The sequence below is a fragment of the Acinetobacter sp. CFCC 10889 genome (assembly GCF_003268395.1).
Taxonomy (GTDB): Bacteria; Pseudomonadota; Gammaproteobacteria; order Pseudomonadales; family Moraxellaceae; genus Acinetobacter.
Genome location: NZ_LQXQ01000016.1, coordinates 39,473 through 54,425 on the forward strand (window position 1 = coordinate 39,473; position 14,953 = coordinate 54,425).

The following is a 14,953-nucleotide window of genomic DNA, read 5'->3' on the forward strand; positions in this document are numbered from 1 at the left end:
CTCAATAACCGTAAGATGGAGAATGAGAATGAAAAGAACATATCTAAGCCACCTATTAAAAGTAATGATGGGTAGTGGTTTTTTATTTGCAGCACCATCGTTATTGCAGGTACAAGCATCAGACTTACAGATATATGCGGGCCCAGGTACAGCAGGTCAAAAAACATTAATCATGATGCTAGACCGCTCAGGGAGTATGGGCGTTCTTGCGGATAATTCAGCAAACCATTCGATTGTTGCGGATTATCCTGACATTTTTACTTATCAAACCTGTAGTTCAGGTGTTACTGGGAGAACAAAATATAGTACAGAAACAGTAACAGATAGTGTGTTTACAGATATTTCGTACACACGTACTTTTTGTAAACAGAGGAATAACCCAAAACCTTATTATGACCGTTTAAGTCGTTTGAAAGATGGTATGTTTGCGCTATTAAATAGTACAGATCCAAAACTAGAAGCAGCATTTATTGGATTAGGGTATTATTCAGCAGAAGATAGTGTATCTGGCATCATTAAAGTCCCAGCAAAAGCTTTAGGGGGAGTGAATTCAGCGCATCGTAAGGATTTGAAAAAAGCGATTGCTGAATTATATGCAGGATGGTCAACACCGACTTCACACGCCTATGCTGAAGCGGCTGCGTATTTATTGGGTACAACAACAGTAAGTACGAACGTTGGTGGTAATAGTGGTTTTTCTAAATCTATTGATACAGCAAAAAATTCAGGGAAAACGGCTTATAGTAGCCCCTTGCCAGCAACAGCAGCAACTTGTGATGGACAGGGAGTGTATATTTTATCTGATGGTCAACCCAATAACACGACTGATACTCAATCTGCCAATATTATGGCAAAAGCGCTAAATCAAAGTTCTTTTTCATGTGATGTTTCAAATGGGATTGCAAATAGTAATTCTAGTAGTGGTTGGAAGTGCATGGGAGCTTTTGCACGTAGTTTATATGCAGTGAGTAATCCAAAACAACGGCCTATACAGACTGCTTTTGTTGGTTTTGGTAAAGAGTTTGAAGGAGTTATGGCAACTTCATTGACTACTGATACACGTAATGCATGTCAGCTTGGGTCAGCAAAAGAGGGAGATGATTGTTCGTATTATAATACTGATAAAACCGAAAAGCCGAATACGATTTTTCGGAATAGCACTATTGGTTTTGGTAATGGTGGATTTTTCCAAGCAAAAGAAGCAGTAGATGTTACAAATAGTGTATTGGCAGCTTTAAATAATTTAGATACAGGAACAATTGAACCACTCACTACAGGTGCTTGGTCTGTACCTATTGATGATCTAAATCCAACAGGAGTTATGCCGTTTGGTTATGTTCGAGCATTTCAGCCAAGACCGGGAAGTACTGATGTATTATGGGCAGGAAATTTAAAAAAATATGATATTGTGAATGGTGCTTTGGCTGAGGGGACATCTACAACTTCACCATTGGTATTAAATAGCAGAGGAAAGTTTAATACAGGAATTAATGATTTGTGGGGGACTGCAAGTGCTGATGAAGGGGGAAGTGTGTATAAAGGTGGTGCATATAAAAATATTCCAATGCCTACTGTTAACGAACCAAATAAAGTACGAAATCTTTATACTAACTTTAAGTTAGATGATAGTAATAATTTAACAACTCAATTATCTAGTGGAGCAAGTCTATTACGTTTACCAGAAGTGGCAAACTCGACTTTAGCAACGACGATAACAAGTTTAAATGAAAATGCAGTAACCTCAAAATTCACTAATTTATTAAAACGTAAAATACTTAACTATTTAGGCTTTAAAATTGATTTAAATAATACTGCCTTACCAACAGACTTAACAACTGTACCTTTGCAAGAACGAGGAAAAGAATGGAATAGCTTAGGAGGAATTTCTCATTCGCTCCCTGTGCAAGTAACTTATGCTGGTGAGTTGAATAGTGATGGTGAATTACAATCTGCACGTAGTCAATCTATTTTGTTTGGAACAATGGAAGGGGGGTTGCATTTAGTCGATGCAAGTACTGGAGTAGAGCAGTTTGCATTTATTCCGTCAGATATTTTGTCTGATCCATTACAATCTTCAGCTTTGAAAAAGGATGAAAGCTCTATCACAGGTGTGGCTGTAGGAACAGATGCAGCTTGGGAGGTTGATCCAACATATAAGTATGAAAAGGTAGGTTCAGGAGATACAGCAGTAACCAGAATTGCTGCTGAAAAAATGTATGCGTATGGTGGCTTGCGTATGGGGGGGAGTAGCTATTATGGCTTGGATATTACAACAAAAACTTCACCAAAATTTTTATTTAGAATTAGCTCAGATCAAACGAATTATAGCAGTATGGGGCAATCTTGGTCTAAACCAGTGTTAGGTAATATTCGAATCAATGGTGCGATTAAGCGGGTACTGTTTATTAGTGGTGGTTATGATACTTGCTATGAGGATCCACGTTTTAAATTAGGTACTGATTATACAGCGGATACATCAAAAAGTGCTGAATATAAAACAGCATGTTCAAATAAGAGAACAGCGAAAGGTAATGCTGTTTATGTTGTTGATGCTGAAACAGGAGACCGCTTATTTTGGGTAAGTAATACTGGTGCAGATAAAAATAATGCTGATATGAAGCATAGTATTGTCAGTAACATTTCAACATTGGATACTGATGCTGATGGTTTAGTGGATCATTTATATTTTGGGGATCTTGGAGGACAAATTTTCCGTGTTGATTTGAACAATAAAAATAAAACAGCAAACAGCGAAAGTTTTGGTGTACGTGTTGTTAAAATTGCAAACTTGGCTACGAATGCAGCAGGTACAAGTATTACGAATGGGAATAATCCACGTTTTTATGAAGCACCAACATTAACCATGCATCGTGAGCAAGGCAAACGATTTGTATTGATGACAGCAGCCTCTGGAGATCGTAGTTCACCATTAGATGTTGCGCCTTTGGGGAGAAAACGTCCATCATCAGTACCTACAGCATTAACAGGACAATTAGCGAATAATTTGTATGCAATCATGGACACAGATGTGTTGAAAAAAGATTCAAATACAAATTATGCAGCTAATTATACATTGGATATTAAGGATTTAACTTTAGGTAGTCTTGTACAAAATCCTCAAGTTGTTGTTCGAAATAGTGGTTTTACTACATTAAAAAATCAGCTCATTCCTTATGTTGGTACAGTTGTACCAACGACTCGTTATGGTTGGTATCGTTCTTTATCAAGTAATTTTGCTGGGACAGAGAGGGCAAATAATACTTATCGTCAATTAGGTGGTATTAAGGCTTTTGAACCATTAATTGCCATTACGAATACTTTGGTGGCAACAGTTTATGATCCAGAAAGTGAAATAATTAATCCAAATCCAGATCCATGCCAGGTTCGTGTAATAGGAGAAACTTATCGTCAATATTATTGTTTACCATTTGGTGTATGTTTGAGTGGAACAGGTGCGAATATAACAATTAATACTACTGTAGAAAATAAAACAGGTTACCGCCCAGGGCAAGTATCAGATCAGGTTACTGGTGAGACTGCAGATCCACCTATAGGAGCTGGAATTTTAGGAAGTTCATTTGCACCAAAAGATTCAAATGGAGATTGTGGAGGATTGCAGTTAGCAGATAATCTTCAAGGTACGGGCGAGTGGAAATGTATTGCTCAAACAAAACCGATGAATTGGTATATTAAATAGGTGAAAAATGAATTTAAAAAATGGTTTTACACTTATTGAGTTGATGATTGTAGTTGTTGTGATTGCAGTGCTTGCTGCAATCGCTTACCCGAATTATCAGCGATACATACTCAAAAGTAATGCTTCTTTGGCTGAGACAGAAATGCAACGTATAGCTCAGGATTTAGAACGGTTTAAATCTCGAAATTTTAGTTATCGATTGTATACGCCTGTTTCAATAAATGTTGGGGATCCGCTTAAATATACAATTAATATTCAAGCAACAGCATCTACAAATTTAGCTACGGATGGTTCCGCATGGGTGATGAAGGCTACTCCACAAGATGTAAAGAATTTTACATATTTATTTAATAGTCAAGGTCTTAGATGTAGGAATAAAACAGCATCGAAAGTAACATTTATAAATTGTGGGGTAAGTTCGGATGGAAGCGAAAACTGGTAAACAATTTGGTTTTACATTGCTTGAGTTGATGATCACCATAGCTGTAATAAGTATTTTAGCTGCTATAGCAATTCCTAATTATTCAGAATATGTAAAACGAGGAAATAGGGTTGATGTACAAAGTCATCTTTTGACACTTGCACAAGATTTGGAAGCCTACCGTTTAGTAAATCATAGTTTTTTTGGCGTTAATTTAACTTTATTGGGAGGTAGTCAATATCCTCTCAATAAAACAAATTACCAGCTCACTTTAACTGATATATCTGGTGTTGCTTTTACTGATGCACGAGCAAATTTACAATCATGGTTATTGGTTGCAAAACCAGTAACAACAGGGATACAACAGGGAACAGGAGTTATCTATTTAAACTCAGCAGGTGTAAAGTGTTGGTATAAAAATAATGATAACGCAAATGTAACGGCACAGATTGATGATAATGGTAATCCTATTCCAGTAACAACTTGTAGTAATAAGTGGGAAGATAGATAAGAATAATGGTAAATTGATCTGTAAAGATTGATTTATAGACAGAAAGGGTATGGCTTAGCTTGATTTTTGATCAATAAAAATTAGTTATACCCTTTATGGGTGCTCATTGAATTTAATCTCTAATGTGTGGTTTTCCTTAGCAAAATATGCTGCTGCTTTTTTAGAAATTATTTTTCCATTTCAGCAGTTTTGAGTTGTTATTTCAGGTTTTTTCTTTCAGTAGAGCAGTAAGTTTAGAGGAACATTGTTGTGTTCCAATTAATATTTCTGATTTAGTTTTATTGTACCAATTGGAAAGTGTGGCATGGATATGCCAAGCTGTCTTAATGTTTCTGAAACATTGTCTTTATTTTATTACTTCAGCTTTAAATTCTGCTGTATAAGTGTTTTGCTTTTTGCTCATAGCAAACTTCTAATGAGTATCTATAGTTTTCCAAGTTAAAGTCTTCGTTTTTCAGCATACATTATCCTTTTTGTAAATTACATCAAGGACAGTCTATTCTTATGCGATAGAGTATGCTTTTTATTTGCATGGGATTAAGTCACGGTATTTCTATAATTTTAGTTTAAATTTATAAATAGTTAATTAAAATGTGATGTTTGTTGTTTAATTTAATATTTTAGTGATTTTTATTATTTTTTTTTAAAAAAACTTGTTTTAAATCATTTGGTTAATCCGATTATCTTGTAAATAACCCCTTTCATCCCTCGATTGTTCTTTTTGAAAAATAAAACATTAGTATTAAATGTGTATAAAATTGTAATTTGGACAATGTCATGCAGTTTTTCAGGGGATTTACGCTGATTGAGTTGATGGTCACGATCGCTGTATTGGCGATTATTGTGATGATGGCAGCACCATCGTTTGGGAATATGCTCGCCCAACAAAATTTAAAAAAAAAGTACAAATGAGCTTATTGGTGTATTAAATCAAGCACGTGCAAAAGCAGCACTAGAACGTAGAAGTGTTGACGTAGAGTTGAGCACAAATGAAACAGATTCATTAGCTGAAAATACTGACACGACCATGTATTGGATGCCTTATGGAAAAGCGCATTTAACATCTACGAGCGAAAAAAAAATTACTTATGGATTGAACGGTAGTGTAGTCAATGCAGGATCAGATACGACATTTGTGATCTGTTCAGAACAAGGTGGGAAATCCCAAACAGTGAGTGTTTCTAAAATGGGAACAATTCAACAAGTCGTTGAGGGGACATGCTAATGATCAATAAGAATCAACAGGGTGTTGGCTTGATTGAGGTGCTTATTTCACTGTTAATTTTAGCAATCGGTGTTATGGGGTTTATTGCGTTGCAGTATCGAGCTATAGAGGCAACGGCTGAAAGTGGTTCACGAATTCAAGCGGTTAATTTAGCGCGTGATTTAGCTGAAAGAATGCGAGTCAATCGTGGTGCAGAAGAAGTTTATGCATTTCAGTTAAATAGAGCTGATACACAAATGACTTCTTCTACAAATTGTTTTAATGCGAATTGTTCAAGTACAGATTTGGCTGATTTTGATGTAGAGCTGATTACGAAGAAAGCACGGACAATGGGTATGACTGCAAATTATTTACCTTGTCAGGGCAATGAGGACAATCGTAGATGCATATACGTTGCATGGGGGGATACTGCGGCAACGGATGGTGCAAATAATGGGAACTGCACGACTGGAACGAATTATGAGCCAAACTCAACGTGTTTGATTATGGAGGTTTACTAAATGAACCGTATTAAACAAGCAGGTTTTACATTGATTGAGTTAATGCTTGCATTAGCACTAGGTTTGGTGATTGTTGCAGCAGCAACGATGCTATTTTTGACTAGTTCTCGTAGTCAAGCGTTGCAGCAAGGGCAGGCGAGTTTACAGGACAATGCAAATTTTGGTCTAAATTATATCGTGAAAGATATTCGCTTAGGTAATTTGAATACGGTTAAGTCTAGTATTAATGATTTAACTGCATATGGTGGTATTGTTTTTCGCTCATCCGCTAATTCAGTTGAAGTGAGTGCAGTAGATCGATCCAATATTCCAATGAGCATAGTGGGGGCGACAGCACATGAGACCTTACTCACACGTAGTAAAGGGCTTGGAGTAGGTACAAGCCCTCAGTGGACAGGTGTATCTAATGTGAAAGATATATCGAGTGATCAATTGACCATTCAATTTGTACCACAATATGTTCTAGATCATAAAAACACAACAGATGAAAATGATGATGTTTGGTATGGCGGGGTAGATTGCGAGGGGACGGAACTAGAATTTAGTCGTGCGGAAGGTCGGCAAGTTATTGTACAACGATATTTTTTAAGAGCTGATGATAATAATAATAAAAATGAGCCAAATACACCTTTAGGGCTTGCGTGTGATGCAGGACATTATCCTTTAGAGGGGAATCCAACTGAAATTACCAACTTTGGTGATGATGGGGAAATTATTTTAAAACGGGCGGATCACTTTCGAGTGTTGTATTCAATTCAATCAGGTACAAGTCATCGTTATGTAGATACAGCGACCTATATGGCAATGGCAACAAAACCTCGAATTTTAGCAGTGCAATTAGGCATATTAGTACGTTCAAATCAGGCTGTAGGTAGTGGATTGTTTGCTGATGATCAGGTGTTTAGAGTTTTGGATCAAGATGTAACAGTTACAGTACCTACAACAAATTCTTCAAAATATGCCAGACAAGTGGTTACACAAACGATCGCACTACGTAATGCTTTTGGGGAGAGAGGACAGTGATTAATCAACAGCGTGGAGCAACTTTAATTGTTGTCCTATTTCTTCTATTGGCTATTGTTGCGTTAGGAACTTTGGCTGTGAAGCAAAGTTTGGTCGGTTTAAATATTGCAACAAATAGTCAAGCACAACAATTACTAATGCAAAATGCAGATGCGGCTTTTTTTAATGTTGAACGAGAAGACAATATTATTCAGGCACTCAGTTCTAGTGGCATGTTTGGCTATATCAGTGGTGCAACAGACAAAGATAAAGAAATGGTCTTTTGTTATCGAGGCGAAGAGACTGGTTTTTTTGATATTAGCCGAGCAAGTCTAATTTATTGGAAACCTGGACAACAAGCACCGACCAATAGCGAATTTGGTGCAGATGGCTACTGTGATGCTGCTGAAAGTGAGACAAACTTTTTTACTAGTGGTCGTAAAGCAGTCATGACGCAAGTTGCTGTTAAGTTTTCAAGTATTTCAGAAAATGATCCTTTTTTCGGAGCGCAATTTGGAACGGATGATCAAACAGTAAAGTTTGATCGTAGTAAGCCTGTAAAAGTTTTTGCTGTATCTGTGATGCCTACACTTACAAGTGCCTCAGCAACGGACATAAATAATTGTTTTAAGAATCACATGAGTGAAGCAACAGTCCCTGAAGGTACTACGGTTGCATTAAGTGCTGATGCACGTAGAACTGTGACAGAGTGTCTTTCTGATTTAAATGTCCCATACACCTCATATGTCACTGAATATGTGATTGTTCAAGACTTTGTATAGATTTGGAGTAATGAAATGAAAACATCAAACAAAAATTTCCTGAGTTCATGTCGTTATAAAGTTTTAGCAGCAAGTATTGCAGCAATATCGACCATGTTAGTCAGTACCAGTGTGACACAAGCGAGTGATATTGATATTTACCAAGATGCAAAGTCTGGTGATATTACGTTGATGTTTATGCTAGATGTTTCAACCAGTATGAATGGAAAAGATGGTCAATCACAATCTCGATGGCAGCGTGTACAGGTTGCTATGCGTGACTTATTAAATGGTAATGCAAGTAAAGGTATTACTAAAATTAGTGATGACAAAATTATTGGGCTATCGACCCTAGGTGCAATATCGTTTAATAATCAGGGTAATTTAAACTCTAACAGTAGTAGCAGTAAAGGTGCTGTGTTAGTTCCTGCACGTCGTTTAGATGCTAAGGTTATTGAAAATAAAGTGGAAAAAACACAACGTGAATTGTTGGTGGATCGCATCAATAAAATTACAATGAAAACAAGTACGCCAACAGCTAAATCTTATGCAGAAGTGATTGCATATTTTATGGGAGTATCAACAGATAATAGTCAAGCGGATAGTGGATGGAGCTTCTCACATTCAACAACAAAAAAAGATAATAGATATGAATCACCATCTTCTTTAACACAAAGTGAGGATATACAAAAATGTAGTGGGCAAGGTATTTATGTACTTACAGATGGAGAGCCTAACTCGAATAGTGGTGTAAATAAATTAGCTGAAATTGCAATAAATAAAAGTGGATTTTCATGTACTTCTAGCAGTGATGGGTGGGATTGCACGAACAAACTAAATGCTGCATTAATTAATCCTAGTTTAAATGGTAAAGGTTTAAAGTTTAAAACAGCAGTGGTTGGTTTTGGTAATGCATTTAATAATATTGCCTCATTTGATAAGACGAAAACAGAAGCAGAAAATATAGCAGCACTGGGAACGATAAATAGTGATGTTAAGCGTGCTGCACGTTGGGGAATTTTGGGTGAAGGTGGTTGGTATTCAGGTAATAGCTCTCAAGATGTAGTGGATAGCGTAAATGACTTTATTAGTAGTTTATCTAAGGATATTCCATCGGTAACGACAGGCTCTCCGACGATTCCACGAGATGCTTTAAATCCTGCTGAGCTGCAAGATAATGCTTATTATCAAACCTTTCAGCCTACACCCAATACAAGTTATCAGCTTTGGTTAGGGAACTTAAAAAAATATTTAGTCAGTGAAAATGGTGTTTTAAAAGCTAAAAATGCAGCAACTGTATTTGAAACAGATGGCAGTATTAAAGAGCCTGTTTATGATGCAAATGGGAATATCACATCTGCTGTTTATGATTTTTGGTCGAAAGCTTTGAATACTGCTGTAGAAAATGGCGATGAAAATACGGTTGGAAGTAAAAAGTTTGCTGCACGTGGTGGTGCATGGTCGCAAATGTTATTGGGTGTAAATGCAGAAAATAAAGCAGAACGTAAGCTTTTAACCAATCGTAAGGCTGTAAATGGTTCTTTTGTTGGCACTGGTGCATTACGTCAAGTGCAATTGACAGATCTTACAGATTCAATTTATAAAACTGATCCAGATCGGGGTTATTTGCTTTCATTATTAGGCTATAACATTGATGTTACTAATCTTCCTACAACTGTTGAGCAACTCAAAGCACAGCCAAATTTACGTCAAATGGGGGCGGTAATGCACTCCTATCCTTTATTAGTTACTAATAAAGGAAAATTAGAATATAACAAAACCACTAAAGTTATGGATTCAATCAATCGAGAAGACTATGTGCTGTTTGGAACAACACAAGGTTTATTGCATGTTGTTGATGCTGAAACAGGTGTAGAAAAATTTGCTTTTGTACCCCATGAAATGATTGAAAAACAAAAAGATGCATTTAGATTATCTAGTGTAACGACTGGGGGCTTACAAAAACTTTATTATGGTATAGATGGGGCTTGGTCTCTGTATACACAGTATGTTGTTGATAATAAGGGCAATCTTGTTGTTGGTAAGGGGCGTACAGATAGCCAGCAAGGTATGCAAATGGCTTATGGTGGATTACGTATGGGGGGGCGTAGTTACTATGCGCTTGATCTGAGTAATATTGATAGTCCAAAGCTTAAATTTCATATTGATCCTGCAAGCCAAAAAGTTTATAGCGGTGATTCTTCTACAACGTTTAGTGAACTGCAATATATGGGGCAAAGTTGGTCTAAACCATCTATTGGTTGGGTGAACTGGGGAGGGGCACGTAAACGTGTGATGTTTGTGGGTGGTGGCTATGATGCTGGTGGTGATGATGGTGATGCGCATACAAATAATGTGAAAGGATTGTATGAGGGGTATGAGAAAGCGACTTACAATCCAAGCCGATCTAAAGGTGCTGGGGTATATATGTTTGATGCTGACAACGGAGATCTACTTTGGTGGGCAAGTGATTATGCTACGGCTACGTCAGATGCAAAGGTGAATACAGGTGTTATTTCAACTCAAAGTAGAGATTTAAAGTATAGTGTTGTCAGTGAGATCCGTACTGTAGATCGTGATGGTGATGATTTAATTGATCATTTGTATTTTGGTGATTTGGGTGGGCAATTATTTAGAATAGACTTGGATAATAAACAGAATACAAAAGGAGCTGTTCCCAAAGCCCCTGTTAAGCTTTTGACCTTAAATGCAGGTGAAAAAAGTCCAAGATTCTATGATATGCCAGGTTTTTCTTTATATAATCAAAATGGTACAACATTTGCTGTGATTTCACAGGGTAGCGGTAATCGTAGTACTCCTTTAGATAGCTATTCTTCTGATACAACATATGATTATGATGCTATTTACAATATCTATGATAAAGATGTTGCACGCCGTGACTTATTTAACAGAACAGCAGGGTTAAATACACAAAATCTTGGAAAATTGAATTTAGGTGAAATTACAGAAAGTAACCGTTTTGCAGATACAACACTGGTTGCACCTTTTGCAGAGAAAGGTGGTTGGTTTTATCGTTTCCAAACGTGTACAGTGGGTGTAGATGGAAAGAAAACGGACTGCGATAAATATAAAAAACAAAGTGAAAAAGTCTTTGGTACTCCTTTAGTAATGAATTACAAACTCTATGTTTCTACTTTTGATGCAAGTAAACCAGGCATTTCAGGTGACTGTGGTGCAGGTGTGAAAGGTGAAAGTATGTTAACTGCTTTCTGTATGCCTTTTGGTCAATGCTCATCAAAATTAGAGCATGCACGTGGTGTGATTGGTGTGGGTATTCATACGGTTACTGTCGGGGGTAAAAAAGGTGGTGGCACTGGGGAGGGCGGTGGTGATACTGGAAGTGGTGGGGAATGTGTAGGGAAAGACTGTCCACCCAAAGCGACAGGAGATACCAGTGCAACAAACTATTGTATTAATACCAGTGGTCGTATTGCTTTAACTGTAACAGGTGGATTTGGTAATGGTGAAGCGACAGAAATGTGCCTAATCCCACAACGTTGGTATGAAAAACTCGCACCTAAAACAACATCTTAATGGGTGAATTATGAAAAAAAATAACTCATTTCAAGATGGTTTTACGTTGATTGAAGTGATGGTTGTTGTAGTGATTGTGGCAATTTTTGCCGCAATCGCAATTCCATCTTATCAAGAATATGCACGTAGAGCTCAGGCGACTCAAGCACAAGAGCACTTGCAGCAAATTGCGATTGCATTAGATCGACATAAATCTAGAAATTTTAATTATCAAGGTTTTACATTACCTGTAGAAATGGAAGTTTCACCCAAAGGTGCAACGGGAAGTGCAGTCAGGTATAACTTCGCTGTGACTAGAGGTGCAGGGAATCAATCTTGGGTGATCACTGCATTTGCTGAAGATACGAAAAATTATAATTTCCTCATGTCGAGCACAGGTATACGTTGTAAAAATAAAGCGGAAAATCTGATTGATGCCACAGCTGTTTCATGTGGTGATAAAGATACGGGGCGTGAAGAATGGTAAAGCATAGCAAAGGTTTTACATTGATTGAGCTCATGATTGTGGTTGCAATAGTTGGAATTTTAGCGGCTATTGCTTATCCATCTTATCAAGAATATGTACGGAAAACACATAGAGCTGAAGCACAGTCTGAATTGCTCGAATTAGCAGCTCGGATTCAGCGCTTTAAAATTGCAAATTTTTCTTATGTACCACTTATAAATGATGTTGAAACACCAGTTACCCTAGCTGATTTACAGCATTCTGGAAAAATACCTACCCAAGGAACAGCTCGATATCGTATTGAGCTGACAGATGTAGAGCCGAATACTTGGACTTTGATTGCAACACCAGAAGCAACTACCTCACAAAAAAATGATGGGTCTATTTGTTTAAATCACCGAGGTGAAAAGTTTTGGGCAAAAGGTCAAACATGTACAGCTACAGATTTAAGCAATACTTCCACATGGACGGATTAAAATTTAAATTCAAAACTGTGGATAAATAAATTTTGCACTTTCTTTCGTGGTAAAGATAACGTAAAATATTGCCCTCTATGAAAGGGGTTTGAAATGTTTCGATGGTCGAAACAGGGATAATCCGTAAAAACTATAAGGTTCTATCATGGTTGTTATTCGTCTTGCACGCGGTGGTGCTAAAAAACGTCCGTTCTATCAAATCATTGTGACTGATAGCCGTAATGCACGTGACGGTCGTTTCATCGAACGTATCGGTTTCTTTAACCCTACAGCTCAAGGTAAAGCAGAAAAACTTCGTTTAGATGCTGACCGTTTTGCTCATTGGGTTTCACAAGGTGCGCAACCTTCTGAACGTGTTGCTTCTTTAGCTGCTCAAGCTAAAAAAGCTGCAGCTGCTGCATAATTTTGACAATTAAGTAGTAGATTGCCCATGACACCAACACAGAATGTTCCCGAAGATCGTATTCAGATTGGACAGTTACGTTCAGCATATGGATTAAATGGGTGGCTCTGGGTCTATTCCAATACAGAACCGATGAGCAATATCTTTAACTATCTGCCTTGGTATATTGAGACCAAAGCAGGTTGGCAAATGGTTGATGTAAAACGTTGGAAACCACATGGCAAAGGCTTGGTTGTTTCGCTCAAAGGTGTAGTTGATCGCACCGGTGCAGATAATCTTGTTGGCGCAAATGTCTGGATTTCAAAGTCTCAACTGCCTCAAGCGGGTGTGGACGAGTACTATTGGACTGATTTGAAAGGCTTAACTGTGTTAGGTTTGGATGATCAAGAGCAAGAAGTTAATCTCGGCAAAATCCATGAACTGTTTGAAACAGGCGCTAACGATGTGATGGTTGTTCGTGCAACATCCGACAGCGTTGATGGCGAAGAGCGCATGATTCCGTGGCATAAAGATATCGTACAACGTGTTGATCTTGAAGCTGGTCGTATCTACGTGAATTGGGGCGTGGATTATTAATTCTTAAATTTATTTTAAAGAATGAACGCAGCAGGAAAATAGAGGAGTCTGCGATGTTTTTTGCAGTCATTACGCTGTTTCCTGAAATGTTTGAAGCGATTACAGCCTACGGGATTAGCGGACGCGCAGCAAAACGTGATTTGATTCAAGTCCATTGTATCAATCCGCGTGAGTTTGCTGAGGGCAACTACAAAAGAGTGGATGAACGTCCATTTGGTGGTGGTCCAGGTATGGTGATGATGGCGGAGCCTCTAAGCAAAGCAATCCATCGTGCCAAAGAACTTGCAGTGCAAGCGGGAGCAGTTCATGTCCCTGTGGTGTATATGTCACCGCAAGGAAAGACCTTAAATGAATCTGCGGTACAACAATTTATTGATTATGATGGATTGATTGTGTTGTGTGGTCGTTATGAAGGTGTTGATGAGCGTTTGATCCAACAATATGTTGATCAGGAATGGTCAATTGGAGATTACGTCTTGTCAGGTGGTGAATTGCCTGCGATGGTTTTATTAGACAGTATTATTCGACGTTTGCCGAATGCAATGTCTGATGAACAATCACACGTACAAGATTCATTTGTAGATGGTCTTTTAGACTGTCCACAATATACCAAGCCAGACCATTTTGAAGGTTTGGATGTGCCTGAGGTATTAAAATCTGGGCATCATGCAAATATTGAAAAATGGCGGTTTTGCAGCGTTATCAACGCACACTTGAACGTCGACCTGAATTGGTTGAAAAAGTAGAGTTGACCAAGCAGCAAAAAAAATGGCTTCGGGATTCTGATACTCAAAATTAATTTGAGTATTCTTTAATAGGCTCTTTATTGGTTGAGATGGTCAACAATAAAGAGAAAGATAATCGGGTTGATATGCGATATAGCCTCTGTCCCCAGTGGTATTCAGACCTCTTCTGACCCACATATATCGGAGATACCCCATGAGCGGTAAGCATCCTTTAGTTCAAGTTATTGAAAATGCACAATTAAAATCTGATATCCCTGCTTTTGCACCAGGTGATACAGTGATCGTTTCTGTAAAAGTAAAAGAGGGCGATCGTGAACGTCTTCAGGCTTTTGAAGGTGTTGTAATTGCGATTAAAAATCGTGGTTTGAACTCTGCTTTCACTGTTCGTAAAATCTCTAGCGGTGTTGGTGTTGAGCGTGTTTTCCAAACTCACTCTCCAATCGTTGCTGGTATCGAAGTGAAACGTCGTGGTGACGTTCGTCGTGCTAAACTTTACTATCTTCGTGAATTGTCTGGTAAAGCTGCACGTATTCGTGAAAAATTACCAGCACGTAAAGCGAAATAATTCGTTTTATACGTGTGAAAAAATGCGCCTTTTGGCGCATTTTTTATGTCTTATTTTTATATTTTAGATC

12 protein-coding genes and 2 pseudogenes are annotated in these 14,953 nt (G+C 37.8%); all 14 read left to right on the forward strand.

Going from position 1 to position 14,953, the window contains the following annotated elements; genetic code table 11:
- Nucleotides 1–28 precede the first annotated feature (28 nt).
- Nucleotides 29–3,697: a PilC/PilY family type IV pilus protein gene (locus AVJ19_RS07865; protein WP_213067210.1), complete on the forward strand. Its 3,669-nt coding sequence runs from the start codon at nt 29–31 to the stop codon at nt 3,695–3,697.
- A gap of 7 nt (nt 3,698–3,704) precedes the next feature.
- The gene (locus tag AVJ19_RS07870; protein WP_111859207.1) at nt 3,705–4,139 is read left to right on the forward strand and encodes a type IV pilin protein; all 435 of its coding nucleotides are present in this window, start codon (nt 3,705–3,707) and stop codon (nt 4,137–4,139) included.
- Nucleotides 4,120–4,629: a type IV pilin protein gene (locus AVJ19_RS07875; protein WP_111859208.1), complete on the forward strand. Its 510-nt coding sequence runs from the start codon at nt 4,120–4,122 to the stop codon at nt 4,627–4,629. The genes AVJ19_RS07870 and AVJ19_RS07875 overlap by 20 nt, the downstream gene beginning before the upstream one ends.
- A 777-nt stretch (nt 4,630–5,406) precedes the next feature.
- A pseudogene (locus tag AVJ19_RS22505) lies at nt 5,407–5,854 on the forward strand (GspH/FimT family pseudopilin).
- Nucleotides 5,848–6,354 (forward strand): type IV pilus modification protein PilV, encoded by a 507-nt coding sequence (gene pilV / locus AVJ19_RS07885; RefSeq protein WP_111859209.1) that lies wholly within the window; start codon nt 5,848–5,850, stop codon nt 6,352–6,354. The pseudogene AVJ19_RS22505 and the gene pilV overlap by 7 nt, the downstream one beginning before the upstream one ends.
- A complete protein-coding gene (locus tag AVJ19_RS07890) occupies nt 6,355–7,377 on the forward strand; it encodes a PilW family protein (protein ID WP_111859210.1) in 1,023 nt (340 codons plus the stop codon).
- Nucleotides 7,374–8,138, forward strand: a complete 765-nt coding sequence (locus AVJ19_RS07895; protein WP_171334181.1) for a pilus assembly PilX family protein — start codon at nt 7,374–7,376, stop codon at nt 8,136–8,138. Before AVJ19_RS07890 ends, AVJ19_RS07895 begins: the two co-directional genes overlap by 4 nt.
- A 15-nt stretch (nt 8,139–8,153) precedes the next feature.
- The gene (locus AVJ19_RS07900; protein WP_111859211.1) at nt 8,154–11,672 is read left to right on the forward strand and encodes a PilC/PilY family type IV pilus protein; all 3,519 of its coding nucleotides are present in this window, start codon (nt 8,154–8,156) and stop codon (nt 11,670–11,672) included.
- Nucleotides 11,673–11,682: 10 nt separating this feature from the next.
- A complete protein-coding gene (locus tag AVJ19_RS07905) occupies nt 11,683–12,138 on the forward strand; it encodes a type IV pilin protein (protein ID WP_111859212.1) in 456 nt (151 codons plus the stop codon).
- A complete protein-coding gene (locus AVJ19_RS07910; RefSeq protein WP_111859213.1) occupies nt 12,132–12,593 on the forward strand; it encodes a type IV pilin protein in 462 nt (153 codons plus the stop codon). Before AVJ19_RS07905 ends, AVJ19_RS07910 begins: the two co-directional genes overlap by 7 nt.
- Before the next feature lie 145 nt (nt 12,594–12,738).
- Nucleotides 12,739–12,996 carry a 30S ribosomal protein S16 gene (rpsP, locus tag AVJ19_RS07915; RefSeq protein WP_004826436.1) on the forward strand — a complete coding sequence of 86 codons (258 nt, stop codon included), beginning with the start codon at nt 12,739–12,741 and terminating at the stop codon, nt 12,994–12,996.
- A gap of 27 nt (nt 12,997–13,023) precedes the next feature.
- Entirely contained in the window at nt 13,024–13,572 is a 549-nt protein-coding gene (rimM, locus tag AVJ19_RS07920) for a ribosome maturation factor RimM (RefSeq protein ID WP_111859214.1), read from the forward strand.
- Between the two features lie 53 nt (nt 13,573–13,625).
- A pseudogene (gene trmD, locus AVJ19_RS07925) lies at nt 13,626–14,371 on the forward strand (tRNA (guanosine(37)-N1)-methyltransferase TrmD).
- A 140-nt stretch (nt 14,372–14,511) separates the two neighbouring features.
- On the forward strand, nt 14,512–14,883 hold the full coding sequence (rplS, locus tag AVJ19_RS07930; RefSeq protein ID WP_111859215.1) for a 50S ribosomal protein L19: 372 nt from the start codon (nt 14,512–14,514) through the stop codon (nt 14,881–14,883).
- Nucleotides 14,884–14,953: the final 70 nt, after the last annotated feature.